The sequence below is a fragment of the Bordetella sp. 2513F2 genome, assembly GCF_054642735.1.
Genome location: NZ_CM137755.1, coordinates 2,720,883 through 2,745,932 on the forward strand (window position 1 = coordinate 2,720,883; position 25,050 = coordinate 2,745,932).

Genomic DNA, 25,050 nt, shown 5'->3' on the forward strand with positions numbered 1-25,050 from the left:
GTCGTCAGGAGGTTCAATTGTTGCCGACCAGCACCAGGTCGCCGTCGCCGGTCTGCACCAGCACGCCCTGCGACGTGGTCTGCGGCGGCGTCACGATGGCATCGCCGCCGACCGAGAGGCGGGCCAGCAGGCGGCCGTCGTCGCGCGACAGGAAATGCACGTAGCCTTCCAGGTCGCCCACGGCCAGTGCGCCCGACAGCAGGGCCGGCGCGGTGACGTTGCGGTTGCGCAGCGCCGACTGCTTCCAGACGTTGGCGCCGCTGTCGATGGCGAAGGCATTGACCACGCTGTTCTGGTCTGCGGCGTAGACCCGGGCGTCGTCCAGGACCAGGCCGGTGGAGCTGGAGAAGTCGTGGCTCCACAGCGGGCGGCCGCCGGCCGCCACGTCGAAGCACACGATGCGGCCCTGGTAGGCGACGGCACACAGCAGGCGGCCCGCCACGCGCGGCACGCCCACCACGTCGGTGAGCCGCTCGAGGTCGGTGGCGCCGCGCGGCGTGGCCACGGTGCCTTCCCATTGCACGTTGCCGCTGGCCGCGTTGATGGCGAGCAGCTTGCCCCCCGGCAGGCCGGTGATGACCAGGCCTTCGACCATGACCATCTGCGCGACGCTGCGCAGCGCCAGGGCGGGGCCCGGCCGCTGCAGGCTCCAGAGCCGGTCGCCGGTCTGGGCATCGAATGCCTGGATGCGGTAGTCGCCGCTGCGCACCACCACGGCCCCGAACCCCACCACGGGCGGTATCGCCACATCGCTGGTGGCCCGGGCCTTCCACTTGATCTTGCCGGTGTCGTCGAACGCGATGACCTCGCCCGAGGGCGTGGCCACGGCAGTCGTGGTGCCGTCGCTGCCCGCGCCGGCCGACAGGTCGGCGTCGGCCGAGGCCTTCCACAGCGCGCGGCCGCTGAGCAGGTCGAACTTGCCCACCGAACCGTCGGGCGTGGCGGCGTATACCGCATCGCCCAGCACGGTGGGCGCGAAGCCCAGGCCCGAGCCGCTGCCCACTTCGGCCGTCCACAACACGCGCACCGACATGCCCGGAGCGTATTCGGTGAGTTCCGCCGGCGCGTAGCGATCGTCGTCGCCGGAAAACAGGGAGCAGCCGGCAAGGGCAAACAGTGCGCCGGCAAACAGGGCGCCACGCCAAGCGCGGCCGGGACGGGAAATACGCATGGGGAATCAGGCTCCGCTCAGGGCATCGAGTTTGAGTTGCACGACCTGCGTCAGGGGATGGCCGGCACCCAGCGCCTCGAGCGCCTGCTGCCATGCCTTGCGGGCCTCGTCGGCCTTGCCCTGCGCAGCCAGGATGTCGCCGCGGCGGTCGGCGTACAGCGCGGTGAACGCCGCAGGCGGATTGTCGAGCTGCTTGAGCGCCTCGTCGTACTGTTGCTGGTCGAGCAGCAGGCCGGCAAGGCGCAGGCGAGCCACCGGCTGCAGCGCGGGCTGGTTCTTGCGGCCGGCCAGCCATTGCAGTTGCTCGCGCGCGCCGTCGACATCCTTCTGGGCGGCCAGCGCCTCGGCGGCCACCAGGGCCCCGCGGGCGGCATAGCCGGTGCCGGCATAGTCGGTGCGCAGGGTTTCGGCCGCCGCCTTGATGCGCACCGCGGAATCGGCGCCGCCCAGTCGGGCGGCGTCTTCGAGCGCCTCGAAGTAGCCCATGGCCTGGTTGGCGCGATAGTTGTGATAGGCCTTCCAGCCCCACCAGCCGGCCAGGGCCAGGGCCACCACGACCGCCAGCGTGACCACCATGACGCCGTAGCGCGCCCACCACGCCTTGATGGCGTCGAGTTTTTCCTGTTCTTCGAGATCGTATGCCATGCTCAAGCCTTGGTCTTGGTATTCAGGAATGCTGCCAGCTGGTCCAGCGCCACCTGCTGCTGGGCGCCCTCGCCCGCCTGGTCGTCGGCCCGCAGGAACTTGACGCTGGCGCTGCGGCTGGCGACTTCATCGCCGCCAAGAATAACCGCAACGCGCGCGCCGCTGGCGTCAGCCCGCTTGAACTGGGCCTTGAAGCTCGCGGCTCCGGCATGCACGATGACGTCCAGGCCGGCGTCGCGGAGGTCCTCGGCCACGCGGGCGGCCAGGCGCTGGGCCTCTTCGCCCTGGTGCACCATGTAGACCTCGCATTCGGACGGCGATTCCAGCTCGGTGCTCTGCTCCCAGAGGTCGAGCAGCCGCTCCATGCCGATGGCAAAGCCCACCGCGGGCGCCGGCCGGCCGCCGAGCAGCTCGATCAGGCCATCATAGCGGCCGCCGCCGCACACCGTGCCCTGCGCGCCCAGCCGGTCGGTGACCCACTCGAACACGGTGAGGTTGTAGTAGTCGAGGCCGCGCACCAGCCGCGGATTGAGACGGAAGGCGATGCCGGCATCTTCCAGCCTGGCGCACAGGCCGTCGAAATGGGCGCGCGACTCGGCGCCGAGGAAGTCGAACAGGCGCGGGGCGCTGTCGGCCATTTCCTGCATGGCCGGGTTCTTGGTGTCCAGCACGCGCAGCGGATTGGTGTACAGGCGACGCTTGCCGTCCTCGTCGAGGATGTCCTGGTGGCGCTCCAGGTGCTCGATCAGGGCGGCGCGATGTGCGGCGCGTTCGGCGGGCTGGCCCAGCGAATTGAGTTCCAGGCGCACGTCCTGCAGGCCCAGCAGCTTCCACAGCCGCGCCAGCATGAGGATCATCTCGGCGTCCACGTCGGGGCCGGCAAAGCCCAGCGCCTCCACGTCGATCTGGTGGAACTGGCGATAGCGCCCGCGCTGCGGCCGCTCGTGGCGGAACACCGGCCCGATCGAATATACGCGCTGGGGCCGGTCGTAGAGCAGGTTGTGCTCGATGCTGGCGCGCACGATGCCGGCCGTCATCTCGGGCCGCATGGTGAGCGAGTCGCCGTTGAGCGCATCGGTGAACGTATACATTTCCTTCTCGACGATGTCGGTGACCTCGCCGATGCCCCGCGCGAACAGCCGGGTGTGCTCCAGCACGGGCGTGCGCACATTGCGGTAGCCATAGCTGCGCAGCCAGCCGCGCACGATGTCCTCGAACCGTTCCCAGCGCGCGCTGGCGCCGGGCAACACGTCGTTCATGCCGCGGATCGCGGAGACTTTCTGGAATGCTTGCGTCATCTGTGTGGTGCCGCGGGCCGGCGCACGGCGCGGCGCCCGGCGGCGGATTCCTCTGTACTCAATGGGAAGCCTGGGCGCCGTAGCGGCGCGCCACGTAATCCTCGACGATGGCCTGGAACTCTTCGGCGATGCGTTCGCCTTTCAGCGTGACGGTACGCTCGCCATCGATGAAGACGGGCGCGGCGGGCACCTCGCCGGTGCCCGGCAGGCTGATGCCGATGTCGGCGTGGCGGCTCTCGCCGGGGCCGTTGACCACGCAGCCCATGACCGCGACGTTCATGGACTCGACGCCGGGATAGCGGGTGCGCCAGACGGGCATCTGCCGGCGCAGGTAGGACTGGATGCTGTCGGCCAGTTCCTGGAAGTAGGTGCTGCTGGTGCGGCCGCAACCCGGGCAGGCCACCACCATGGGCGTGAAGGCGCGCAGGCCCATGGTCTGCAGGATCTCCTGCGCCACGATGGCCTCGCGCGTGCGGTCGCCGCCCGGCTCGGGGGTGAGCGAGATGCGGATGGTGTCGCCGATGCCTTCCTGCAGCAGCACGGCCAGCGCGGCCGTGGAGGCGACGATGCCCTTGCTGCCCATGCCGGCCTCGGTGAGCCCCAGGTGCAGGGGATAGTCGCAACGCACGGAGAGGTCGCGGTAGACGGCGATGAGGTCCTGCACGTGGCTGACCTTGCACGAGAGGATGATGGCGTCGCCCGGCAGGCCGAGTTCCTCGGCGCGCTGCGCATTGCTGATGGCCGAGACCACCAGCGCATCGCGCATGACGGCCTGGGCTTCCCAAGGCTGGGCCCGGCGGCTGTTCTCGTCCATCTTGCGCGCCATCAGCTCGTGGTCCAGGCTGCCCCAGTTCACGCCGATGCGCACCGGCTTGCCGTGGCGGCAGGCCACCTCGATCATCTGGGCGAAGTTGTCGTCGCGGCGCTTGCCGCCGCCCATGTTGCCGGGGTTGATGCGGTACTTGGACAGGGCCTGGGCGCACTCGGGGAACTGCGTGAGCAGCTTGTGCCCGTTGTAGTGGAAGTCGCCCACCAGCGGCACCGACACGCCCATGCGATCGAGCTGCTCGCGGATCGCGGCCACCTCGCGGGCGGCCTCGGGCGTGTTGACCGTGATGCGCACGACCTCGGAACCGGCCTGGGCCAATTCCTTGACCTGTATGGCGGTGGCGATGGCATCGGCCGTGTCGGTGTTGGTCATGGACTGGACCACCACCGGGGCGCCCCCGCCCACCGTGACCACGCGGTCCTGCCAGCTTATCTTGACGGCGCGCGTAAGGCGGCGGGCCGAAGGGCCGACGGGCGGCGGCGCGACATGGGTAGTGGAAGGCGTAGCTTGCATGAGCGACATCCCGTCTAGTGCGACGCCGGCAGTATCCACTGGAACGCCAGCCATTCCTGGGGCAGCCAGCCCTGCCAGAAGGCATAGCCCACCGCGATGGCCACCACCGCCAGGATGGCCAGCAGCCAGCCCCATGGGCCGCCGCGGTCTTCCTCGACCGGCACCCCGGCCGAGACCGCCGAGCCCAGCGTACGCCGGGGCGCCGCCTGCGTGGCCGCAGGCGCCCTGGCGGGCGCTTCGACGGCGGCGGCGATGGTCTCGCCATCGGCGCCCAGCAATCGCGCATAGTTGCGGATCAGGCCGCGCAGCGGCATGCCGGTAGGCAGGTCGTTCCAGCGCTCTTCTTCCAGCGCCTGGATCTGGCGCGGCGAGAACTTGATGCGGCTGGACACCTCGTCGAGGGACCAGCCCCGGGCGGTGCGCAGGGCGCGCAGCGCGCTGCCCACGGAGGCCGGTTCGTCGGCCGGAGCGGCGGCGGCAGTCATGGGCGTGGTGGAATCCTGCGTCATGCGGACACCTGTGCGATCGGGATGGTGCGGGCCGCGTTGCGGGCCGTGATGCGGGTGCGGTCCTGGACTTCGCCGGCGAGCTGCCCGCAGGCGGCGGCGATGTCGTCGCCGCGCGTCTTGCGCACCGTGGTGATGATGCCCGCGTCCATCAGGCGCTGGGCGAACAGCTTGACGCGCGCGGCGGACGAGCGCTTCAGGCCCGAAGCCGGGAACGGATTGAACGGAATCAGGTTCAGCTTGCAGCGCACCTGGCGGGCAAGCTGGATCAATTCCTGCGCATGCTGGTCGGTATCGTTGATGCCGTCGAGCATGCAGTATTCGAAAGTGATGAAGTCGCGTGGCGCGTAGGCAAGATAGCGTTCGCACGCCGCCAGCAGCTCCTTCAGCGGGTATTTCCTGTTGAGCGGCACCAGCTCGTCGCGCAGGGCGTCGTTGGGCGCATGCAGGGAGACGGCCATCGCCACGGGACAATCCTGCGAAAGGCGATCCATCATGGGCACGACGCCCGAGGTGGACACCGTGACGCGGCGCCGCGACAGGCCGTAGGCATTGTCGTCGAGCATCAGCCTCAGGGCCGGCACGAGCTGGTCGTAGTTGAGCAGCGGTTCGCCCATGCCCATCATGACCACATTGCTGATCACGCGCGCATCTTCGCCGGCCTTGCCGCCGGCGAGCCGCGCAGCGGGCGCATCGGCCTCGAGCACGCGCTTGGCCCACCACAGCTGCCCGATGATCTCGGCGGTGGTGAGATTGCGGTTGAAGCCCTGGTGGCCCGTGGAACAGAAGCGGCAGTTCACCACGCAGCCGGCCTGGCTGGACACGCACAGCGTGCCGCGGTCATCCTCGGGAATGAACACGGTCTCGATGGCGTTGCCCTGCCCCACGTCGAACAGCCACTTGCGCGTGCCGTCGGCCGAACGCTGCTCGGCGCTGACCGGCAGCGCCTGGATGCAGCCGCGCTCGGCCAGCGTGGCGCGGAAATCCCGCGCCAGGTCGGTCATGTCGTCGAACGCGTCGGCGCCGCGCTGGTGTATCCAGCGCTGCAGCTGCCGGGCACGGAACGGCTTGCCGCCCCACTGCCCGACTTGCTCGGACAGCGCGGCGGCATCCAGCCCCAGCAGGTTGATGCGTTCGGTCGTCATGGAATCAACGGCTGTGGATGTTGATCTCGGGGAAGAAGAAGGCGATCTCGGTGGCAGCCGTTTCGGGCGCGTCGGAGCCGTGCACGGCGTTGGCGTCGATGCTGTCGGCGAAATCGGCACGGATGGTGCCCTTCTCGGCCTTCTTGGGATCGGTGGCGCCCATCAGGTCGCGGTTCTTCTGGATGGCGTTCTCGCCTTCGAGCACCTGGACGAACACCGGGCCGGAGACCATGAAGTCGACCAGATCCTTGAAGAAGGGACGCTCCTTGTGCACGGCGTAGAAACGCTCGGCGTCGGTGCGCGACAGCTGCTGCATGCGGGCGGCGATCACCTTCAGCCCGGCTTGTTCGAAGCGGGCCACGATCTGGCCGATGACGTTCTTGGCCACGGCATCGGGCTTGATGATCGAGAGGGTGCGTTGGATGGACATGAAAACTCCAGAACTGAGCGTATCGAAAAAAGTGAGAGGAAAGCGACGCGCGAGCCTTCGGCCCGGCGGGCGTCGCAAGGCGCCTTACTCCCGGTGCTCCGTCGCGCGTGCATCGAAATGCGGCGCGCCGGCGGGTGCTTCCGGTGTGGGCGACTGCTGGGCTGGGCCCGGCCCGGAACTCCCGATCTCGGAACCTGCGATCCTGGAACCTGCGATCTTGGAACTGATCAGGAACCCCTGGCCCGGAACCCGGCCCCCGGGCCGCCTCTACAGCCCGGCACGACATCCCGGCACTGCAAACCCGCTAGATTTCCCAATAAAAACAGATACTTCTAAAAGGTTTACAGTAACCCGGCATTCTAGCACGCCGGCGCGAACAGATTACATCTTAAAATCAACGGTTTTCCCGCCGCCCGTACGGCAGGAATCCCCGTTTGCCGGAACCTGAGCAATGACCCAAGCTGCCGACCCGAAATCCCCCGTTGCCGAAACCCCTGAACTCTCGAAGAGCTTCGAACCCGCCGAGATCGAATCCCGCTGGTACGCCGAATGGGATCGCCGCGGCTACTTCAAGGGCGGACGGCACGTGGAAACCGGGTCGGATCCGCAGCCCTACGTGATCCAGTTCCCGCCGCCGAACGTCACCGGCACGCTGCACATGGGCCACGCCTTCAACCAGACCATCATGGACGGCCTCGTGCGCTATCACCGCATGCGCGGCGACGACACGGTATTCGTGCCCGGCACCGACCACGCGGGCATAGCCACCCAGATCGTGGTGGAACGCCAGCTCGATGCGCAGAAGGTCTCCCGCCACGACCTGGGCCGCGAAAAATTCACGGAGAAGGTCTGGGAGTGGAAGGAGAAGTCCGGCAACACCATCACCAGCCAGGTCCGGCGCCTGGGCGCTTCGGCCGACTGGGCACGCGAATATTTCACCATGGACGAGCGCATGTCGCGCGGCGTGGTGGAGACTTTCGTCCAGCTCTATCGCCAGGGCCTGATCTATCGCGGCAAGCGCCTGGTCAACTGGGACCCCAAGCTGCTGACGGCAGTGTCGGACCTGGAGGTGCAGTCCGAGGAAGTCGACGGCCACATGTGGCACATCCTCTACCCGTTCGTCGACGGGCCCCAGACCATCACCGACAAGGACGGCAACACGGTCACGCTGCGCGGCATGACCATCGCCACCACGCGGCCCGAGACCATGCTGGCCGACGGCGCGCTGTGCGTGCATCCCGACGACCCGCGCTACCGGCACCTGGTGGGCAAGCAGGTAGAGCTGCCGCTGTGCGACCGCAACATCCCGATCATCGCCGACGATTTCGTCGACCCCGAATTCGGCACGGGCTGCGTGAAGATCACGGGCGCCCACGACTTCAACGACTACGCCTGCGCGCAGCGCCACGGCCTGCCGATGATCGTGATCTTCACGCCGGATGCGCACATCAACGAGAACGGCCCCCGGCAGTTCCAGGGCCTGGAGCGCTACGAGGCCCGCAAGGCCGTGGTGGCCGAACTCGAGAACCAGGGCTACCTGGTGAAGGTCGAGCCGCATCGCATGATGCAGCCCAAGGGCGACCGCACGGGCGTCGTGCTCGAGCCCATGCTGACCGACCAGTGGTTCGTGGCCATGAGCAAGCCTGCGCCCGAGGGCACGCTGCATCCGGGCAAGAGCATCACGGAAGCGGCGCTGGAAGCCGTCGCCGACGGCCGCATCCAGTTCTTCCCCGAGAACTGGACCACCATCTACAACCAATGGCTGGAGAACATCCAGGACTGGTGCATCTCGCGCCAGCTGTGGTGGGGCCACCAGATTCCCGCCTGGTATTCCGAGGACGGCCAGGTCTTCGTGGCGCACTCCGAGGAAGAGGCTATCGCCCAGGCGCGCGCGGCCGGCGTCAGCGGCCCCCTGCGCCGCGACGAGGACGTGCTGGACACCTGGTTCTCGTCGGCCCTGGTGCCCTTCACCACCTTCGGCTGGCCCGAGGACACGCCCGACTACCAGCGCTACCTGCCGTCCAGCGTGCTGGTCACGGGATTCGACATCATCTTCTTCTGGGTGGCGCGCATGGTCATGATGACCCTGCACATGACCGGCCGGGTGCCGTTCCGGCACGTGTACGTGCACGGCCTGATCCGCGACGCCGACGGCCAGAAGATGAGCAAGTCCAAGGGCAACACGCTGGATCCGGTGGACCTGATCGACGGCATCGACCTGGAATCGCTGGTTGCCAAGCGCACCTTCGGGCTGATGAATCCCAAGCAGGCGGGCACCATCGAGAAGACCACGCGGCGCCAGTATCCGGACGGCATCCCGGCGTTCGGCACCGACGCGCTGCGCTTCACCATGGCAGCCTACGCCACGCTGGGCCGCAACATCAACTTCGACCTGAAGCGCTGCGAGGGCTACCGCAATTTCTGCAACAAGCTCTGGAATGCCACGCGCTTCGTGCTGATGAATACCGAGGGCCACGCCCTGCACGGTAGCGAGGCTGCCGAGACTTCCTTCGCCGACCGCTGGATCGTCAGCCAGCTGCAGGCCCTGGAGGCCGACGTGGCCAAGGGTTATGCCGACTACCGCTTCGACAACATCGCCAACGCCCTGTATCGCTATGTCTGGGACGAATACTGCGACTGGTACCTCGAACTGGCCAAGGTGCAGATCCAGACGGGCACGCCGGCCCAGCAGCTGGCCACGCGCCGCACGCTGATCCGCGTACTGGAAGCGGTGCTGCGCCTGGCCCACCCGGTGATTCCCTTCATCACAGAGGAACTCTGGCAGAAGGTGTCGGTGGTGGCAGGCAAGCGGGCGCCCGGCGAGGCCGCCAGCGTCAGCGTCCAGCCCTATCCCGAGGCCGACCCCGGCGCCGTCGATCCCGCAGCCGAGGCCGACGTGGCGCAGCTCAAGGCCCAGGTCGAGGCCGTGCGGGCGCTGCGCGGCGAGATGGGCCTGTCGCCGGCCCAGCGCGTGCCGCTCTACGCCGAAGGCAACGCCGCGATGCTGTCGCGCAATGCACCCTACCTCGCCGCCCTGGCCAAGCTGAGCCAGGTGGACGTGGTGGCGGCCCTGCCCGACGCCGGCGCGCCGGTGCAGGTGGTGGGCGACGTGCGGCTGATGCTGCGCGTGGAAATCGACGTGGCTGCGGAATGCGCCCGCCTCGACAAGGAAATCGCCCGCCTCGAGGGCGAGATCGCCAAGGCCAACGGCAAGCTGGGCAATGCCAGCTTCGTGGAGCGCGCCCCGGCGGCCGTGGTGGAACAGGAAAAGCAGAGGCTGGCGCAGTTCGGCGAGACGCTGGAGAAAGTGCGCAGCCAGCGCGCCAAGCTGGGCGCCTAGCCGCGCGATACGGGGCAGGCCGTGCCTGCCCCGGCGCTTCAGAATGCGTAGGTGAACCCCACTCCGCCGTAGACGCTGGTCCTGCGCTCCACGATCGGGCTGTCGCGCGCATCGCCCAGGAGGGTGCGGACGCCGGCGGTCGTGATGACGCTCCAGCGGTCGTCGAGCCGGTGCGCCCAGTTGGCCGACAGCCGCGCGCTCTGGAAGCCGGAGCCGGCATCATAGGATTCCAGGCGGCCGTCGCTGCGGGCCGACTGCGTGGGGGAAACACCGAACCACGTCTGCATCGACGCGCTGTTGGCCCACGTGGTGCTCAGCCCGACGGTGACGACGTCGCGCTGCGCGCGCAACAGCTGGTAGGAAGCGCCCAGCTCCAGCATGCCGCCGTAACCGCTGCGGGCAGCCTGCCGCCATGCTGCCGAGAATTCGTAGCGGCCGGGAGACCACGCCGCGTACACGCCATACAACGCATGGAAATCGATGTCGCCCATCCCGTCCAGGTGGTCGTCGTCGTTTTCGTCGCGGCCCATCTCCATGCCCAGGAACACGCCGGCCGAGACGTCGGTCAGCGGCGAGAATTTGAGGCCCAGGGCCGGCAGGCCGGCACGCGGCGACACGAAGAAGTGCCGGGTTTCGTAGTTGATCAGCGGCACGGGCCGCAACCGGTATTCATCGGAGCCCTCGTAGCGCGGCATCGCCACGCCTGCCACGCCGATGTAGTTCTGCTGCGCCCAGGCCTGCGAAATCCCCATCGCCGCAGGCAACGCAAGGCCCACGGCCAGAGACCGGCATGATTTCATGGCTATTTCCTTTAGAGTGGCACGGGTCGCCGCGCGACCGTCTGCAGCCATTCTGGCGCACGAGGTTTAAATTCTTTTAAATCGCCCGGGGCACAATACCGGCACCGCAACCCTCATAGCGAGAACACGATGCAGATCCTGCTCGTGGAAGACGACCCCATGCTGGGAGACGCCATGCAGGCCGGCCTGGCGCGCGGCCTGCAGGCGCGCGTCGACTGGGCGCGCGACGCCGCGGCCGCACGGCTGCTGCTGGTCGACCATCCCTACCAGGCCGTGCTGCTCGACGTAGGATTGCCCGGCGACTCGGGCCTGAGCGTGCTGCAGGGGATGCGCGGGGCCTACGACCCCACGCCCGTGCTGCTCGTGACGGCGCGCGACCAGCTCAGCGACCGCATCCGGGGGCTGGACGCCGGCGCCGATGACTACATCGTCAAGCCCTTCCAGCTGGAAGAACTGCAGGCCCGGCTGCGCGCCGTGGTCCGCCGCAGCAGCAACCAGGTGACCCCCCTCATCCGGCACGGCGACCTCGCCATCGACCCCGCGCAGCGGCAGGTGCGGCGTGCCGGTGTGCCGGTGACGCTGAGCGCCAGCGAATTCCGCACACTGATGGCGCTGCTGGAGCGGCGCGGACGCCCGGTGACGCGGGAACAGCTCGAGGACGCCGTATACGGCGGCCACGGCACGATAGAGAGCAACACCATCGCCGTCTATGTGCACCAGCTGCGGCGCAAGCTCGGGGATGCCCTGGTCGAGACCGTCCATGGCTACGGCTACCGCATTCCCGAGCCCGCCGCATGAACTCGCTCAAGACGCGCCTGTTTGCGGCGCTGCTGGCCACCGTGCTGCTGAGCTGGATCGGCTGGTTCGGATTGCAGATGGTGGAGATGGGACGCCGCCAGACGGGCCTCTGGGATGCCAAGCTCGAGGATATCGCGCAGAAGACGCTGCTGACCCTGCCCGGGCCCATCACGCCGATGGCAGGCGAGGCCTTCCACCTGCCCAGCCACATGGAGAGGAACGAAGACGGGCAGGCGCTGCAGGTATGGCAGCGCGACGCAGGCCAGTGGCGGCTGGCCCTGCGTTCGCCCGAGGCGCCTGCCACCCCGCTCGACCCGGCCTTCACCGCCGGCTACACCGACGCCGAGCACGGCGGCCAGGCATGGCGGGTGTACACGCTCAACGACCGCGACGCGCGCGTGCTGATACAGGTCGGCCATACCCGCGCGCAGCGCCATGCGCAGTTCCGCGCCTGGCTGGCGGAGAGCCTGAAAGCCACGGCGCTGCTGCTCGCGTTCCTGGTCGTCACGGTGTTCTGCGTCCTCGATCGCGGGCTGAAACGAATAGATCGTGCGCGCGCGCTCATGCAGCAGCGCGACCCTTTCGACCTCGCCCCGCTGCCGATGAACGGCGTGCCCGATGAGCTGCACCCCCTGATGCAGTCCGTGAACCAGCTGCTCGGCCGGCTGGACACCGCGCTTGCCCGCGAGCGGAGGCTGATCGGCGACGCGGCCCACGAGCTGCGCACGCCGCTTGCGGCCATCACGACCCAGGCGGAACTGGCGCGCGGCGCCACGCAACCCGAGGACAGGCAGTCCGCGCTCGACAAGCTGCTGCAGGCGGCACGGCGCGCCACGCGCCTGTCGGAGCAATTGCTGGACCAGGCCCGCCTGGATGCCATGGAGCGATTGCCGACAGCCCTGGTGGAGCTGGCGCCGGTCGTGGCCATGGTGGTCCGGGACTACGAGTCCTATGCACGGGAAAAAGGCCAGCACATCCGCCTGGACGTGCAGCGCTGCCAGGTGCAGGGCGACGTCGATGCGCTCGGCATGCTGGTCCGGAACCTGGTCGACAACGCCGTGCGCTACACGCCCGAGCGGGGGCAGATCACCGTGCGCTGCGGCCCGCAGGGCGACGGACGCGGCGCCGTGCTGACCGTATCGGACGACGGTCCCGGAGTGCCCGACGGCGAGCGCGCGCGGATCTTCGAGCGCTTCTACCGGATCCAGGGCAGCGGCGTGCCGGGCAGCGGCATCGGCCTGTCGCTGGTGTCGCAGATCGCCCGCCTGCACGGGGCATACGTCGCATGCACGCCGGGCGACGGCGGCGACGGTCTGCGCGTCACCGTGCGTTTCGATGCGCCGCCGTCGGAGCAGACCTGAAACCCGCCACGCCCGCCCGGCGGGGCGGGGCCGCGCACAGGCGCATTGTCCGTCACAGCCCGCCGTCGTTCAGACGGTACCAGGTCACGACCGCGTTCACGTAGAGGCGGCGCAACGGATACAGCGGAAACGGCCTGATGGGCGTGACGGGCACGGGCAAGGCGCGGGCATCGCCGGTGGCCACGTATTCGGCCATGGCCTGCCCCATCGCCGTCTGCAGCCCGACGCCGCGGCCCTGGCAGCCCAGGTCCACCAGCAAGCCGGGCTCGGGCTCGTGCAGGTGGGGCAGGTAGTCGCGCGTGACCGCCACGCGGCCGCACCAGCGGTATTCGAACGGTACGCCGGCCGCCTGCGGAAACAGCTTGGCCACCACCCGTTCCAGGTGCGCCCAGTCTTGCGGGCCGCGGGGTTCCCGGAACGGACCGCGCCCGCCCATGAGCAGGCGGCCCTGGTGGTCGAGCCGGAAATACAGCAATAGATTGCGGGTGTCCGAGCAGACGTGGCCCTGCGGCATCAGGGTGTCCCGCAGCGGCTGCGGCAAGGGCTGCGTGGCCACCTGGAACGTCTGGACGTCGATGATGGACTGCCGCAGCCCCGGCCACAGCCCGCCCCCGTATGCATTGGTGCACATGACGACCCGCTCGGCGCGCACGCGCGTGCCGAGCGCGGTGGTGGCCACCCAGCGGCCGTCCTCGCGCGCCAGGCGGGCCACGGGCGTGTCGGTATGGATGCGGGCGCCGGCGTGCAAGGCGGCGCGCGCCAGTCCGCGCGCGTAGCTCAACGGCTGGATGCAGCCGGCCCGCTCGTCCACCCAGCCTCCCAGGTATCGCTGCGTGCCCAGCAGCTCGGCCACTTCGCCGCGATCGAGCTGGCGTACCGCCGCCCCCAGCCGCGCCCATTGCGCGGCGCGCCCGTGTGCGACGGCCAGGGCCGCGGGCGTATGCGCGCCCTGTATCCAGCCGGCGCGCCGGCGCGGCACGTCCATGCCATGGCGCTCGATCAGGCCGAAGACCAGGTCCGCAGTCTGACCGGCAAACCGCACGAGGCGCTCGCCGTGCTCGGCTCCGTACATGCGCATCAATTCGTTCGGGTCGTGCTTGAGGCCGGGTATCACCTGGCCGCCGTTGCGGCCGGATCCGCCGAAACCGATCTCGCGGGCCTCGAGCAGCAGCGGCCGGACGCCCCGCTCTGCCAGGTGCAGCGCGGTGCTCAGGCCGGCGTACCCGCCGCCGATGACGAGCACCTCGGCGTCGACGGATTCAGCCAGGGGCTGCGTATCGGGCGGCGGCGAGGCGGTGGCGGCCCACAGGGAAGGAGACAGCGGGAAAGGCGTGGCTTGCGGCATGAGGGTCCTACACGGGATGGAGTACGCGACGCAGGAAATCCTGGGTACGCGGATGTTGCGGATGATTCAGCAGGTCGCGGGCGGCGCCCTGCTCCACGATCACGCCGCCGTCGATGAACAGCACGCGGTCGGCGACTTCCCGGGCGAACGCCATCTCGTGCGTGACCACGACCATGGTCATGCCATCGTCGGCCAGCTTGCGCATGACGCCGAGTACGTCGCCCACCAGCTCCGGATCCAGGGCCGAGGTAGGTTCGTCGAAGAGGATGGCCTTCGGCTGCATGGCCAGTGCGCGCGCGATCGCCACGCGCTGCTGCTGCCCGCCGGAAAGCTCGGGCGGATGTGCCTGTTCCTTGTCGGCCAGGCCCACGCTGGCCAGCAGTTCGCGGCCGCGCTCCAGCGCCTGGGCACGCGGCTCTTTCTTGACGTAGACCGGCCCCTCCACGACGTTCTCCAGTGCGGTGCGGTGCGGAAAGAGGTTGAAGCGCTGGAACACCATCGCCACCTGCGTGCGGATCGACACGATGGACGCCGCATCGCAATCGACACGCTGGCCGTCGATCGTGATGCTGCCTTCCTCGTAGCGTTCCAGCCCGTTGATGCAGCGCAGGATGGTGGACTTGCCCGAGCCCGAGGGGCCGATCACGCACACCACCTCGCCCTTGCGGACGCTGGCATCGATGCCCTTGAGCACCTCGAGCGCGCCGAAACGCTTGCGTACGCCCTGCAGTTCGATCATTTCCTTGCCCTTTTTTTCTCGAAGTGGCGCACCAGGAGGATCAGCGGCACGCACATCACCAGGTACATCAGGGCGACCAGCGTGAAGACGGTGGCGTTCTTGAAGGTGGAGGTCGCGATCAGCTTGCCCTGCAAGGCAAGCTCGGCCACCGTGATGGTGGAGGCCTGGGATGAATCCTTGAGCATCATGATCATGATGTTGCCGTAGGGCGGCAGCATGATCTTCACGGCCTGCGGCAGCACCACCCGGCGCATGGTCAGGCTCCAGCTCATGCCGATGGCCATGGCCGCCTCGATCTGGCCGCGGTCTATCGCCTCGATGCCGGCCCGGAAGTTCTCGGCCTGGTAGGCGGAGTAGGCGATGCCCAGCCCGATGATGGCCGCCTGCACGGCGGTCATGGCTATCCCGACGTCGGGCATGACGAAATAGATGTAGAACAGCAGCACGATGATGGGAATGCCACGCAGCACGTTGATCAGCGCGGCGCTGAACTTGGCCAGTGCGGGTATGCCCGATACGCGCATCAGCGCCCACACCAGCCCCAGTATCGTGGACAGCAGCAACGAACCCAGGGTGACAACAATGGTGAGCTTGGCACCCTGCATGAGTATCGGCAGGTACTCCGCCGCATCATTGAAGAATTCCGTCATCGGTACTCCGTGGTGAAGCTAGGCGCCGGAGGAACAGGCGGGCCGCGGGACGCGACGCCCGCCGGCCCGGCAGGCGGCCGTCGCGTCGCCCGCGCGCGGGCTCAGGCCAGCCCCCATTTCTTCAGGATGGCGTCGATGGTGCCATCGGACTTGAGCTTGTCCAGCGCCTTGTCGATGCGCCCCAGCAGCTCCGTGTCGTCCTTGCGGGTGGCCAGGCCGAGGCTGCCCATGACGGTAGGCTCGTAGCTCTTGGCCATCTTCAGGTTGGGATAGCTGCCCTGCGAGATGATGTAGGCCGCGATGGGGAAATCCATGAAGCCCGCCTGGATGCGCCCCGCGTTGGCGTCGCGCATCATGTCGGGAGGGTTGTCGTAGATCTTGACTTCCTTGAAGAGCCCGCTCTTCTGCACCGGCTCGACGAACGCCGTGCCGACCTGCACGCCCACGGTCATGCCCTTCATGTCGGCGAAGGACTTGTACGGCTTGTCGTCGCTCTTGGCCACCATCAGGCCCTCGCCGTAGCGGTACACCGGCTGCGAGAAGCTCACGACCTTCTGGCGCTCGGGCGTGATGAACATGGCAGCGGAGATGATGTCGATGCGCTTGGAAGTCAGCGAGCCGATCAGGGCCGAGAAGGCCATGGGCTCGATCCGAACCTCGAAGCCGGCCTCCTTGCCGACTGCCGTCACGATGTCGACCATCACACCCTGGATGGTGTTGGTCTTGGTATCGAGGAACGTGAAGGGGCTGCCCGTGGGCGTGGACCCGACCTTCAGCACGGTCTGCGCATGACCCGGCGCGCTCAGGGCCATGGCGGTGACCAGGGAAACTGCCAGGAAGCTGGATTTCATGGAATTCTCCTGCAAGGTGGCAAAGCGGACGGATCGTCCGGTGGAGGGCGCCCGGGTTCCAATCCGGGGCTGGCAGGCCGTTCACGGCACGCCGCTGGATTGCGGCAGCCGGGCGATGGCCCAGATGACTTCGGTCGTGACGTTGCCGGGATTGCACCAGCGGCGCTGCATATTGCCCGAATAGCAGAAGCTGTCGCCCGTCTCCAGCCGCACGACATGGTTTTCCATCCACAATTCGAGCTCGCCCTGCAGGATCATCCCTACCTGTTCGCCGCTGGAAGTGACGAAGAACTCCTCGCCGGTTGACCCTCCCGGCGCTATCGATGCACGCCACAGGTCCAGCCCCTGGCTGGCGGGCGGCGTGTACATCTCCTTGCGTATGCCTTTCTCGTCCATGCGGATCAGCTTGTGCGTGCCGGCCCGTGCCACCCTGCCCTGGACCTCTCCATCGGCGGGCTCGGCGTTGCGCAGCAGCGAGTCGGCCTGCACGCCGAACTCGCGCGCCAGCCTGTGCAGGCCGGTGACCGACAGCGAACTGAGCCCGCGCTCGACCTGGCTCAGCAGGCCGACCGACATGCCGCAGGCCGCTGCCACGTCGGCCAGCGAACGGCTTTGGCGCTTGCGCAGCTGGCGCAGTTGTTGCCCGAGCCAGAGATCCACGAACGAGCGCGGCACGGCAGGCGATGCCTGGCCCTGTTCAGATCCGGAGTAAGCGGGGCGCCCCTGCATGGACTGAAATTTTCATGAATCTGGAATTTTCAATCGTAGGTGCGCACGTGCCATGGCAACAACCTGGGGCCTACCCTAGCCCGGGTACGGCGCTCAGGCTGTGCGGGAGGGAGGCGCGGAGGGCAGGGATGCCAGGAACCGCTCGTCGGCGTCGGTGAGCCAGCCACGCCGGCGGGCGGCCTCTATCAGGTCGGGGCGGCGCGCGAGTGTGATGCGCAGCGATTGCTCGCGGCGCCAGCGCATGATGTGGGCATGGTGCCCCGACAGCAGCACCGGCGGCACCGGCTGGCCGTCGTGGACCTCCGGCCGCGTGTAGTGGGGGCTGTCAAGCAGGCCCGACAGGGTGGCGTTGAAGGAGTCCTGCAAGGCCGAATCGCCGTCGTTGAGCACGCCGGGAAGCAGGCGCACCACCGCGTCCATGATGGCCAGTGCGCCGATCTCCCCGCCCGAGAGCACGAAGTCGCCCAGGGAGATCTCGTCGGTGACGCGGCGCTCGATGAAGCGTTGATCCACGCCTTCGTAGCGCCCGCAGACCAGCACGGCCCCCGGGCCGGCCGCCATGGACTCGGCCACGCCCTGGTCGAAACGCCGTCCGGTGGGCGACAGCAGGACCACCGGGGCGGGCTGTGTGGATCCCGCCGCCGCGCGCGCGGCCTGGGCGGCGTCCACCGTGGCCTCCAGCGGCTCGGCCATCATGACCATGCCAGGCCCCCCGCCATAGGGCCGGTCATCCACGGTACGGTGCGCGTCATGGGTGTAGTCGCGCGGATTCCAGGCATGCAGCGCCCAGCGCCCATGCGCATGGGCCCGCCCGGTGACGCCCAGGTCGCGCACCACGGAAAACATGTCGGGGAACAGCGTGATGACGTCGAAGCGCATCAGTAGTCGGCCGGCCAGTCGCTGTCGATGCGCCGGGCCGCCAGGTCCACGCCCTGGACGTGGGCGCCGACGAACGGCACCAGGATTTCCTGATCACGGCCCTTGGCGTCGCGCAGCGGCTGGGGCTCGCCGCCTTCGGCGGGCGCCTGAAGGCGCACCACCTTGAGCACGGCATGCGCGCCATTGTCGAAAACCTCGTCGACCCGGCCCAGCAATTGCGCAGGCCCGTCGGCGTTGGTGTAGACCAGGCAGCCGATCAGGTCGACCCAGTAGTACTCATCCTCGGCGGCAGCCGGGAAATCGCGGCGCGAGACCCATACCGTGCAACCGCGCAGCGCTTCCGCCTGGTCGCGGTCGAGGATGCCCTCGAGCTGGGCCACCACCGTGGCGCCCTGCGCACGCGCCTGCAGCACGCGGTATGTGCTGGGCGCAGACGTGACAACGCCCCGGGTCGCGTGCGACACGGGGCGAGCCAGCCACCACGCCTTGACGGCGCGCAGCGTTTCGGCCTGCGCAGAATGCGGCTGGACCTTGACCCAGCCTTTCACGCCGTAGGCCGCCGTGACGCGGCCCAGCTCGACGAGATCCGCCGGCGGCTGGCCTGGGGCCAGGCCCGCTTCCGACGCACCTGCCGCTTTTGGCGTCGCTTTTGGCGCTTCTGCACTCACGCTGCGCACCTGTTTCGATGTCCACCCGGCGCCCTTCCGGACCGGATACCCGGGATCAGGCATGGGCGATCAGGCAAGACGCGCGCAATCAGGCTGCGGCGGAAACCTTGGCCGAGTATTCCTTCACCAGGCGCTCGACGGCGGGCGAGAGCAGCGCGCCATTGCTGGTCCAGTGCTGCACGCGATCGAGCGCAATGCGCAGGTTCTCGGTGCCTTCCGCTGCGACCGGGTTGTAAAAGCCCACGCGTTCGATGAAGCGACCGTCGCGGCGGTTGCGCGAATCGGTAGCCACGAGGTTATAGAACGGACGCTTTTTCGAGCCGCCACGGGCCAGACGAATCACCACCATAGGTAATCCCTTGAATTAGTTGTGAAAAACGGAAGATTGTAGCATTTAAACCAGAACCCAGGCAAGCAGCGCGTTCAGCGCCGGCGCAGGAAGTGCCGTACCCGGCCCTCCTGCTGCAATTGTGCAACCAGGACGTTGCCCGTCTGGCGGGCAAAAGCCTGGAAGTCGCGCACCGCATTGGGGTCGGTGGTGACGACGCGCAGCACCTCCCCGCTGGCCATCTGGGCCAGGGCCTTCTTGGCCTTGAGGATGGGCAGCGGGCAGTTCAAGCCGGCGGCGTCCACCTCATGCTGGAAATCCGGTTCGGCGGCGGCGTCCGCCGGGACGCCTTGCGGTTCAGAGGCGCTCATCGACCCACTTCCGTACGCTGTCTATGGCCGCGGGCAGCGCCTGCACGTCGGTGCCGCCGCCCATGGCCATGTCGGGGCGGCCGCCCCCCTTGCCGCCGACCTGCCCGGCCACGTAGCCGACGAGATCGCCGGCCTTCACGCGGTCGGTGAGATCGGCGGTGACGCCGCCCACCAAGCTGATCTTGTCGCCGGCACCGGCAGCCAGCAGCACCACCGCCGACTTCAGCTTGTCCTTCAGGCTGTCGGCCATGCCGCGCAGCGCCTTGGGATCGACGTCGCCCAGGCTGGCGGCCACCAGCTTGACGCCCTTGACCTCGACGGCATTGCCGGCCAGGTCGTTGCCCGCGCTGGCGGCCAGCTTGCTGCGGGCCTGGGCCAGGTCTTTCTCGAGGGCCTTGACCTGGTCTTGCACCTGCGCGATGCGCTCGGGCAAGTCGGCCACCGTGCTGCGCAGCAGGGCTGCCGAACGCTGCAGCAGCGCATTCTGGTTCTGCACCCAGACCAGGGCGTTGTCGCCCGTGATGGCCTCGATGCGGCGCACGCCGGCCGCCACGCCGCCTTCCGAAACCACCTTGAACAGGCCGATGTCGCCGGTGCGGGCCACATGGGTGCCGCCGCACAGCTCGCGCGAAAAGCCGATGTCGAGGACGCGCACGGTATCGCCGTACTTCTCGCCGAACAGCGCCATGGCGCCGCTCTGCACGGCCTCGTCATAGGCCATGACGCGGGCCTGGGTGGGCTGGTTGGCCAGCACCTCGGCGTTGACGATGGCCTCGACCTGCGCGATCTGCTCGGGCGTCATGGGCGCGTCGTGCGCGAAGTCGAAGCGGGTCTTGTCGGGATCCACCAGGGAGCCGCGCTGCTGGACATGCGCCCCCAGCACCTGGCGCAGCGCCTTGTGCATCAGGTGCGTGGCCGAATGGTTGCGCACGGTGCGCGCGCGGCGCACCGCGTCGACACGCGCGAGCAGCGTATCGCCGACGGCCAGGCTGCCGCTTTCGAGGCGCCCGTGATGGCCGGACACGCCGGCCTGGATCTTGAGGGTATCGGCCACCGCGAAGCGCACGCCATCGGCCTCGAGCAGGCCGGTGTCGCCCACCTGGCCGCCGGACTCGGCGTAGAACGGCGTGGCATCGAGCACCACCACGGCATCCTGGCCCGCCTCGACGCGCTCGACCTGCGTGCCGCCCACGTACAGTGCCACGACCTTCGCGCCGCTGAGCTCGAGGTGCTCGTAGCCTTCGAAACGCGTCTGCGCGCCTTCGTAGCTCAGGCCCTCGGCCATCTTGAACTTGCCCGCCGCGCGGGCCTGCTCGCGCTGGCGCTCCATGGCCGCCTCGAAGCCGGGCATGTCGATTTCCACGCCGCGCTCGCGGCAGATGTCGGCGGTGAGGTCCACCGGGAAACCGTAGGTGTCGTAGAGCGTGAACAGCGTGGTGCCGTCGAGCTGGCCGCCCTCGGGCACGCCCGCCATGGCGGCATCGAGGATCTTCATGCCGTGCTCCAGCGTCTCGCCGAAGCGCTCCTCTTCCTGCCTGAGGACCTGCTCGACCCGGGGCGCGGCCTGCGCCAGCTCGGGATAGGCCTCGCCCATCTCGGCCACGAGGTCCTTGACCAGGCGGTGGAAGAAGGGCTGGGTCTGGCCCAGCTTGTAGCCGTGGCGCAGCGCGCGGCGCACGATGCGGCGCAGCACGTAGCCGCGGCCTTCGTTGCTGGGAATCACGCCGTCGACGATCAGGAAGGAGCAGGCGCGGATGTGGTCCGCGATGACCTTGAGCGAGTTGTCGGCCAGGTCGGAGACGCCCGTTTCGCGGGCCGCGGCGCGGATCAGGTTCTGGAAGAGGTCGATCTCGTAGTTGGAATGCACGTGCTGCAGCACGGCGGCGATGCGCTCCAGGCCCATGCCGGTATCGACACAGGGCTTGGGCAGCGGCGTGAGGTTGCCGGCAGCGTCGCGCTCGAACTGCATGAACACCAGGTTCCAGATCTCGATGTAGCGGTCGCCGTCTTCTTCGGGAGATCCCGGAGGGCCGCCCCAGACCTCGGGGCCGTGGTCGTAGAAGATTTCCGAGCAGGGGCCGCAGGGGCCGGTGTCGGCCATCTGCCAGAAGTTGTCGGACGCATAGCGCGCGCCCTTGTTGTCGCCGATGCGGATGATGCGCTCGGCCGGCACCCCGACTTCCTTGGCCCAGATGTCGTAGGCCTCGTCGTCTTCCTGGTACACCGTGACCCACAGCTTGTCTGCCGGCAGCCGGTAGACCGTGGTGAGGAGCTCCCAGGCGTACTGGATGGCGTCGCGCTTGAAATAATCGCCGAAGCTGAAGTTGCCCAGCATCTCGAAGAAGGTGTGGTGCCGGGCGGTGTAGCCCACGTTCTCCAGGTCGTTGTGCTTGCCGCCTGCGCGCACGCTGCGCTGCGCCGACGTGGCGCGGGTGTAGGCGCGCGATTCCTTGCCGGTGAAGACGTCCTTGAACTGCACCATGCCCGAGTTGGTGAAGAGCAGCGTCGGATCGTTGGCGGGGACCAGCGACGAGGACGGCACGATGGTGTGCCCCTTGGACTGGAAGAACTGCAGGAACTTCTGGCGAATCTCGGAGGATTTCATCGTGGATGAATCGGGGATTTAGGCGAATCTCCCATTATAGGGGCTAGGACCGGGGGCCGACCGCCGCGCCGCCCGGATCAGCGGACGCAGACGTAGCCGGTGGTCCAGCCTTCGGTCTCGGTCCATTTGCCGCCGGCTGACACGATGACTGGCTGGAAGCCCGCCGGGCAGGAGCAGTCGCCGGTGCGGGGGTTGGCCGTGGACTGTCCCGTCCAGTGCCCGCAGCCGTAGCGGTTGTTGGTGGCGTAGGCGCCGCCGAAGCCGCTGTCCGACTCCGTCCAGCGGCCCTCCCTGCAGCTCACCAGGCGCCCGTCGGGCGTGCGGCTGATCTCGCCCACGGAGTCGCAGCCCGCGCCGGGGTTCGCATGGCCGATCAGTTCCAGGTACTCGCCGACGCGCACGCGGCCGGCGGCCGAGACCGTGCCGTTGACGGTCAAGGGCCCGCGCAGCAGCGGATCCCGTCCGTCCTGGCGCCGCACGTAACGGCTCGCGGTGGCCAGATCGTGGCCGGCCCATACCATCGGCGTGCCCGCAGCTAGGCGCGCCATCCCGGGCGCCGCCGGGTTGGGGAAGTCGAACGCCGGGCCGCGCAGCCGATCCTGCGGGCCGGCCGTGGCGTGGCCGCCATGGCCGGCGGCCGCCTCGGCGAATGCCGCCAGCCGCATCAGGTCGGGCGATCCGTCGGCATGGGTCCAGGCGGCACGGAGGTAGGCCAGGCCGTCGAGCCGGCAGGTGTCGTCCGGGCATGCGCCCGAACGCCACAAGCGCAGCGTCGCGGCACCGGCGGGGCCCTCGTCCGGAAAGCCGGAGGGCAGCAGGCCCTGCGCCTTCAGCTCGGCCACCGTGGGCGCCATGGGGTCGGCGTAGAGCATGCCGCCATCCGCGCCGCGCGGCGGCTCGCCGGCAGCCAGGCTGTCGAAATGGCGCTCCATCATGCGCGCCATCGCGTGGCGCAGCTCGAGCAGCCATGCGCCGGCCGCCCGAGCCTGCGCATCGTCGGCGCGTCGCATCAGCGCGGCCGTGCCCCAGACGAGCAGCAGAGTGGCGATCAGCAGCGCGATGGACAGTTCGATGAGGGCGAAGCCGCCGTGGCGGCGCGTGGCGGGCCTCACCGCGTGGTGAACACGAAGGTGTTGTTGTCGCCCGTGGCGCATTGCGCCTCGGCCCGCGTGGCGAGGTACGCCAGGGGCGGCGCGGCGGTGCTGTCCTTCACGACCACCGCCCCGCCCTGCCCCTGCACCGAGATGATGTCGGCCGCCCGCTGCATCACCGAGGCCAGCCCCGGGCAGGCCGCGTGGCTGACGCGGTTCAGCGTCAGGGCGAAGCCCGAGCCCATCGCGCCGGAGGCGAAGGCCACCGGCTCGACCGTGATGGTGCCGTTGCCCGTGGTGCCGTTGCCGCCCAGCCCGTGCACGACCAGCGCCGCGGCGCCGGTGCCCTGCACCGAGACCGCGCTGGCATCGCGCAGCGCGTTGGCCAGCGTCACCGTATCGATGTCGGCATAGGGCGCGGGCCCGCTGCCCTGGGCGTTGGCCTTGATGCGCGCGACGAAACGCTGCAGTTCTTCGCCCACCTTGGGCACGCGGTTCTCGACGACGTAGCTGCCGATGGCCGGAATGCCGACGATGGCCGCCAGCAGCACGATGGCGGTGACGATGGAGACTTCCACCAGGGAAAAGCCGCGCTGGCAGCGCGCTGCCGCAAGGGGCTGGAACAGGGGACGGGACATAGGGGCTCCGTGAAAGGGAAGAGGGGTGCGGCGGGCGGCCCGCGGACAAGGCCCTGAAGCAAATTCAGCGGCTGGCATGGAAGTGCGCCAGCGCACGGCGGAGCTCATCGATGGCGGCGTAGTGCCACAGCGCAAGGCCCAGCACGGCTCCGACCGCCGCCAGCAGCAGGCCCCAGCGCAGCCCCACCGCGTGGCGCCGCACCCGGGCGGCCGTATGGGACTCGATGCGCAGGCGCGCCTGCTGCAGGCCGCCCACCAGCCCGTGTGCCAGCGCCATGTCGGACAGGAACCACCACAGCTCGCGATCGAACAGCCCGGTATCCAGGCTTTCCGGGCCGACGATGCCTTCATCGATGCGCGCCAGCATGGCGGCGACGTGGTGGGCTAGCCAGGGGCGCGCATTCCAGGCCAGCGCAGCGAGGGCCTCGCGCAGCCGCGTATCGATATTGCCCCGCCGGCGCAACAGCACGCACAGCATCGCGAGAAAGCGGATGGCATGGAAATCGCGATACAGCCGCCAGCCGGCGCGCCGGTCCAGCCAGCCCCGGCACCGGCCCACGAAGCGCGGCAAGGCCCACGCCATGGCCGCCAGCGCCGCCGGTACGGCCAGCAGCAGGAACGGCAGGCCTGCCGCCACGGCGTCGGCGAAGGCGTACAGGCTGCGGGCCAGCCGGCCGGTGAACTCGGCAGGCACTTCGTGGAAGACCTGCTGCAGGCGCGGCACGGTGTAGAACGGCACCGCCGCCATCAGGACCAGCGCCACCACCATGGCCGCCAGCCCCGCGGCCGTGGTCATGAGCAGGTCGTCGCGCACCTGGCGCACCAGCCGGGCTGCGTGGGCGAGGTCGAGCAGGACCTCCGGCAGCACGCCCCCGCCAGCCCGCTGCGCGGAGGCCACGAGCATGCATTCATCGTCGGGCAGCGTGCCTTGCCAGGCTTCGGCCAGGTCCCCTCCTCCCTGCTCATAGCGCCGGGCCCAACGCCCCGCCAGCCGCCCGCGCACCGTGGCGGGCCCGTAGCGCAGGGCATCGTCCTCGAAATGGTCGAGCAGGGTCTTGCGCCCCTGCATGGCCTCGAGCAGGCCGGCCAGATAGGCGTAGTAGTCGGCCCTGACGGGGGCGAAACGCCAGCGGTCGAACCTTGCGCCCGCGTCCGCGGCCAGGCCCGACAGCAAGGCGGCCAGCGACGGCCGGGCCTGCAGTTCCCTCATGGCGCCCCCTTGGCGCTGCGCGCCGTCCCCCCGAGGGGGAATTCGCCCTTGAAGCGGTTCTGTGGGCTCATGGCGCCCCCTTGGCGCTGCGCGCCGTCCCCCCGAGGGGG

Annotated in this window: 24 protein-coding genes; 3 read left to right on the top strand and 21 right to left on the bottom strand. The window is 69.0% G+C overall.

Annotated elements, in window-relative coordinates; translation table 11 throughout:
• Window positions 1–13 precede the first annotated feature (13 nt).
• The 7 genes from bamB to ndk are packed head-to-tail and all read right to left on the bottom strand — an operon-like array spanning window position 14 to window position 6,537.
• Window positions 14–1,171 carry an outer membrane protein assembly factor BamB gene (gene bamB / locus ACYBYQ_RS12995; RefSeq protein ID WP_459614594.1) on the bottom strand — a complete coding sequence of 386 codons (1,158 nt, stop codon included), beginning with the start codon at window positions 1,169–1,171 and terminating at the stop codon, window positions 14–16.
• 6 nt (window positions 1,172–1,177) lie between these two features.
• Window positions 1,178–1,816 (bottom strand): YfgM family protein, encoded by a 639-nt coding sequence (locus tag ACYBYQ_RS13000; protein ID WP_459614595.1) that lies wholly within the window; start codon window positions 1,814–1,816, stop codon window positions 1,178–1,180.
• 2 nt (window positions 1,817–1,818) lie between these two features.
• Window positions 1,819–3,114: a histidine--tRNA ligase gene (gene hisS, locus ACYBYQ_RS13005; protein ID WP_459614596.1), complete on the bottom strand. Its 1,296-nt coding sequence runs from the start codon at window positions 3,112–3,114 to the stop codon at window positions 1,819–1,821.
• Between the two features lie 58 nt (window positions 3,115–3,172).
• On the bottom strand, window positions 3,173–4,456 hold the full coding sequence (ispG, locus tag ACYBYQ_RS13010) for a flavodoxin-dependent (E)-4-hydroxy-3-methylbut-2-enyl-diphosphate synthase (protein ID WP_459614597.1): 1,284 nt from the start codon (window positions 4,454–4,456) through the stop codon (window positions 3,173–3,175).
• A 14-nt stretch (window positions 4,457–4,470) separates the two neighbouring features.
• Window positions 4,471–4,965, bottom strand: a complete 495-nt coding sequence (locus ACYBYQ_RS13015) for a helix-turn-helix domain-containing protein (protein ID WP_459614598.1) — start codon at window positions 4,963–4,965, stop codon at window positions 4,471–4,473.
• On the bottom strand, window positions 4,962–6,107 hold the full coding sequence (rlmN, locus tag ACYBYQ_RS13020; protein ID WP_459614599.1) for a dual-specificity RNA methyltransferase RlmN: 1,146 nt from the start codon (window positions 6,105–6,107) through the stop codon (window positions 4,962–4,964). Before rlmN ends, ACYBYQ_RS13015 begins: the two co-directional genes overlap by 4 nt.
• 4 nt (window positions 6,108–6,111) lie before the next feature.
• Window positions 6,112–6,537 (bottom strand): nucleoside-diphosphate kinase, encoded by a 426-nt coding sequence (ndk, locus tag ACYBYQ_RS13025; protein ID WP_459614600.1) that lies wholly within the window; start codon window positions 6,535–6,537, stop codon window positions 6,112–6,114.
• Window positions 6,538–6,988: 451 nt separating this feature from the next.
• Between ndk and ACYBYQ_RS13030 the strand changes: the two genes are divergently transcribed.
• Entirely contained in the window at window positions 6,989–9,877 is a 2,889-nt protein-coding gene (locus ACYBYQ_RS13030; RefSeq protein ID WP_459614601.1) for a valine--tRNA ligase, read from the top strand.
• A gap of 38 nt (window positions 9,878–9,915) precedes the next feature.
• Here the strand turns inward: ACYBYQ_RS13030 and ACYBYQ_RS13035 are convergent, their stop codons facing one another.
• On the bottom strand, window positions 9,916–10,677 hold the full coding sequence (locus tag ACYBYQ_RS13035) for a MipA/OmpV family protein (RefSeq protein WP_459614602.1): 762 nt from the start codon (window positions 10,675–10,677) through the stop codon (window positions 9,916–9,918).
• A 129-nt stretch (window positions 10,678–10,806) separates the two neighbouring features.
• Here ACYBYQ_RS13035 and ACYBYQ_RS13040 point away from each other — a divergent pair, with 129 nt between their 5' ends.
• A complete protein-coding gene (locus ACYBYQ_RS13040; RefSeq protein WP_459614603.1) occupies window positions 10,807–11,475 on the top strand; it encodes a response regulator transcription factor in 669 nt (222 codons plus the stop codon).
• Entirely contained in the window at window positions 11,472–12,836 is a 1,365-nt protein-coding gene (locus tag ACYBYQ_RS13045; RefSeq protein WP_459614604.1) for an ATP-binding protein, read from the top strand. Before ACYBYQ_RS13040 ends, ACYBYQ_RS13045 begins: the two co-directional genes overlap by 4 nt.
• Window positions 12,837–12,888: 52 nt before the next feature.
• Here the strand turns inward: ACYBYQ_RS13045 and ACYBYQ_RS13050 are convergent, their stop codons facing one another.
• From ACYBYQ_RS13050 to ACYBYQ_RS13110, 13 genes are all read right to left on the bottom strand, one after another.
• Window positions 12,889–14,181 carry an NAD(P)/FAD-dependent oxidoreductase gene (locus tag ACYBYQ_RS13050; RefSeq protein ID WP_459614605.1) on the bottom strand — a complete coding sequence of 431 codons (1,293 nt, stop codon included), beginning with the start codon at window positions 14,179–14,181 and terminating at the stop codon, window positions 12,889–12,891.
• A gap of 7 nt (window positions 14,182–14,188) precedes the next feature.
• Complete coding sequence (locus ACYBYQ_RS13055; protein ID WP_459614606.1) at window positions 14,189–14,920, bottom strand: amino acid ABC transporter ATP-binding protein; 732 nt, start codon at window positions 14,918–14,920, stop codon at window positions 14,189–14,191.
• The gene (locus ACYBYQ_RS13060) at window positions 14,917–15,570 is read right to left on the bottom strand and encodes an amino acid ABC transporter permease (protein ID WP_459614607.1); all 654 of its coding nucleotides are present in this window, start codon (window positions 15,568–15,570) and stop codon (window positions 14,917–14,919) included. The genes ACYBYQ_RS13055 and ACYBYQ_RS13060 overlap by 4 nt, the downstream gene beginning before the upstream one ends.
• Before the next feature lie 101 nt (window positions 15,571–15,671).
• On the bottom strand, window positions 15,672–16,421 hold the full coding sequence (locus tag ACYBYQ_RS13065; protein WP_459614608.1) for an ABC transporter substrate-binding protein: 750 nt from the start codon (window positions 16,419–16,421) through the stop codon (window positions 15,672–15,674).
• A gap of 81 nt (window positions 16,422–16,502) precedes the next feature.
• Window positions 16,503–17,096, bottom strand: a complete 594-nt coding sequence (locus tag ACYBYQ_RS13070) for a helix-turn-helix domain-containing protein (RefSeq protein WP_459614609.1) — start codon at window positions 17,094–17,096, stop codon at window positions 16,503–16,505.
• A gap of 147 nt (window positions 17,097–17,243) precedes the next feature.
• A complete protein-coding gene (trmD, locus tag ACYBYQ_RS13075; protein ID WP_459614610.1) occupies window positions 17,244–18,029 on the bottom strand; it encodes a tRNA (guanosine(37)-N1)-methyltransferase TrmD in 786 nt (261 codons plus the stop codon).
• Entirely contained in the window at window positions 18,029–18,640 is a 612-nt protein-coding gene (gene rimM, locus ACYBYQ_RS13080) for a ribosome maturation factor RimM (protein ID WP_459618784.1), read from the bottom strand. Before rimM ends, trmD begins: the two co-directional genes overlap by 1 nt.
• A gap of 145 nt (window positions 18,641–18,785) precedes the next feature.
• The gene (gene rpsP / locus ACYBYQ_RS13085) at window positions 18,786–19,046 is read right to left on the bottom strand and encodes a 30S ribosomal protein S16 (RefSeq protein ID WP_459614611.1); all 261 of its coding nucleotides are present in this window, start codon (window positions 19,044–19,046) and stop codon (window positions 18,786–18,788) included.
• Between the two features lie 74 nt (window positions 19,047–19,120).
• Window positions 19,121–19,396 (bottom strand): sulfurtransferase TusA family protein, encoded by a 276-nt coding sequence (locus tag ACYBYQ_RS13090; RefSeq protein WP_459614612.1) that lies wholly within the window; start codon window positions 19,394–19,396, stop codon window positions 19,121–19,123.
• On the bottom strand, window positions 19,383–22,001 hold the full coding sequence (gene alaS / locus ACYBYQ_RS13095; protein ID WP_459614613.1) for an alanine--tRNA ligase: 2,619 nt from the start codon (window positions 21,999–22,001) through the stop codon (window positions 19,383–19,385). Before alaS ends, ACYBYQ_RS13090 begins: the two co-directional genes overlap by 14 nt.
• A 77-nt stretch (window positions 22,002–22,078) precedes the next feature.
• Window positions 22,079–23,113, bottom strand: coding sequence for a prepilin-type N-terminal cleavage/methylation domain-containing protein (locus ACYBYQ_RS13100; RefSeq protein ID WP_459614614.1), 1,035 nt, complete (start codon window positions 23,111–23,113; stop codon window positions 22,079–22,081).
• Entirely contained in the window at window positions 23,110–23,730 is a 621-nt protein-coding gene (locus ACYBYQ_RS13105) for a type 4 pilus major pilin (protein ID WP_459614615.1), read from the bottom strand. Before ACYBYQ_RS13105 ends, ACYBYQ_RS13100 begins: the two co-directional genes overlap by 4 nt.
• Window positions 23,731–23,794: 64 nt before the next feature.
• Window positions 23,795–24,940: a hypothetical protein gene (locus ACYBYQ_RS13110; protein ID WP_459614616.1), complete on the bottom strand. Its 1,146-nt coding sequence runs from the start codon at window positions 24,938–24,940 to the stop codon at window positions 23,795–23,797.
• Window positions 24,941–25,050: the final 110 nt, after the last annotated feature.

Coding starts and splice junctions, on each gene's coding strand:
- ndk (WP_459614600.1), bottom strand. CDS start 6,537: ATGTCCATCCAACGCACCCTCTCGATCATCAAGCCCGATGCCGTGGCC.
- bamB (WP_459614594.1), bottom strand. CDS start 1,171: ATGCGTATTTCCCGTCCCGGCCGCGCTTGGCGTGGCGCCCTGTTTGCC.
- rlmN (WP_459614599.1), bottom strand. CDS start 6,107: ATGACGACCGAACGCATCAACCTGCTGGGGCTGGATGCCGCCGCGCTG.
- ACYBYQ_RS13105 (WP_459614615.1), bottom strand. CDS start 23,730: ATGTCCCGTCCCCTGTTCCAGCCCCTTGCGGCAGCGCGCTGCCAGCGC.
- rpsP (WP_459614611.1), bottom strand. CDS start 19,046: ATGGTGGTGATTCGTCTGGCCCGTGGCGGCTCGAAAAAGCGTCCGTTC.
- ACYBYQ_RS13110 (WP_459614616.1), bottom strand. CDS start 24,940: ATGAGGGAACTGCAGGCCCGGCCGTCGCTGGCCGCCTTGCTGTCGGGC.
- ACYBYQ_RS13015 (WP_459614598.1), bottom strand. CDS start 4,965: ATGACGCAGGATTCCACCACGCCCATGACTGCCGCCGCCGCTCCGGCC.
- ACYBYQ_RS13090 (WP_459614612.1), bottom strand. CDS start 19,396: ATGAGCGCCTCTGAACCGCAAGGCGTCCCGGCGGACGCCGCCGCCGAA.
- ACYBYQ_RS13030 (WP_459614601.1), top strand. CDS start 6,989: ATGACCCAAGCTGCCGACCCGAAATCCCCCGTTGCCGAAACCCCTGAA.
- ACYBYQ_RS13040 (WP_459614603.1), top strand. CDS start 10,807: ATGCAGATCCTGCTCGTGGAAGACGACCCCATGCTGGGAGACGCCATG.
- trmD (WP_459614610.1), bottom strand. CDS start 18,029: ATGCGCTTCGACGTCATCACGCTGTTCCCCGACATGTTTTCCGTGGTG.
- alaS (WP_459614613.1), bottom strand. CDS start 22,001: ATGAAATCCTCCGAGATTCGCCAGAAGTTCCTGCAGTTCTTCCAGTCC.
- ACYBYQ_RS13055 (WP_459614606.1), bottom strand. CDS start 14,920: ATGATCGAACTGCAGGGCGTACGCAAGCGTTTCGGCGCGCTCGAGGTG.
- ispG (WP_459614597.1), bottom strand. CDS start 4,456: ATGCAAGCTACGCCTTCCACTACCCATGTCGCGCCGCCGCCCGTCGGC.
- ACYBYQ_RS13035 (WP_459614602.1), bottom strand. CDS start 10,677: ATGAAATCATGCCGGTCTCTGGCCGTGGGCCTTGCGTTGCCTGCGGCG.
- ACYBYQ_RS13060 (WP_459614607.1), bottom strand. CDS start 15,570: ATGACGGAATTCTTCAATGATGCGGCGGAGTACCTGCCGATACTCATG.
- ACYBYQ_RS13065 (WP_459614608.1), bottom strand. CDS start 16,421: ATGAAATCCAGCTTCCTGGCAGTTTCCCTGGTCACCGCCATGGCCCTG.
- hisS (WP_459614596.1), bottom strand. CDS start 3,114: ATGACGCAAGCATTCCAGAAAGTCTCCGCGATCCGCGGCATGAACGAC.
- ACYBYQ_RS13045 (WP_459614604.1), top strand. CDS start 11,472: ATGAACTCGCTCAAGACGCGCCTGTTTGCGGCGCTGCTGGCCACCGTG.
- ACYBYQ_RS13000 (WP_459614595.1), bottom strand. CDS start 1,816: ATGGCATACGATCTCGAAGAACAGGAAAAACTCGACGCCATCAAGGCG.
- ACYBYQ_RS13050 (WP_459614605.1), bottom strand. CDS start 14,181: ATGCCGCAAGCCACGCCTTTCCCGCTGTCTCCTTCCCTGTGGGCCGCC.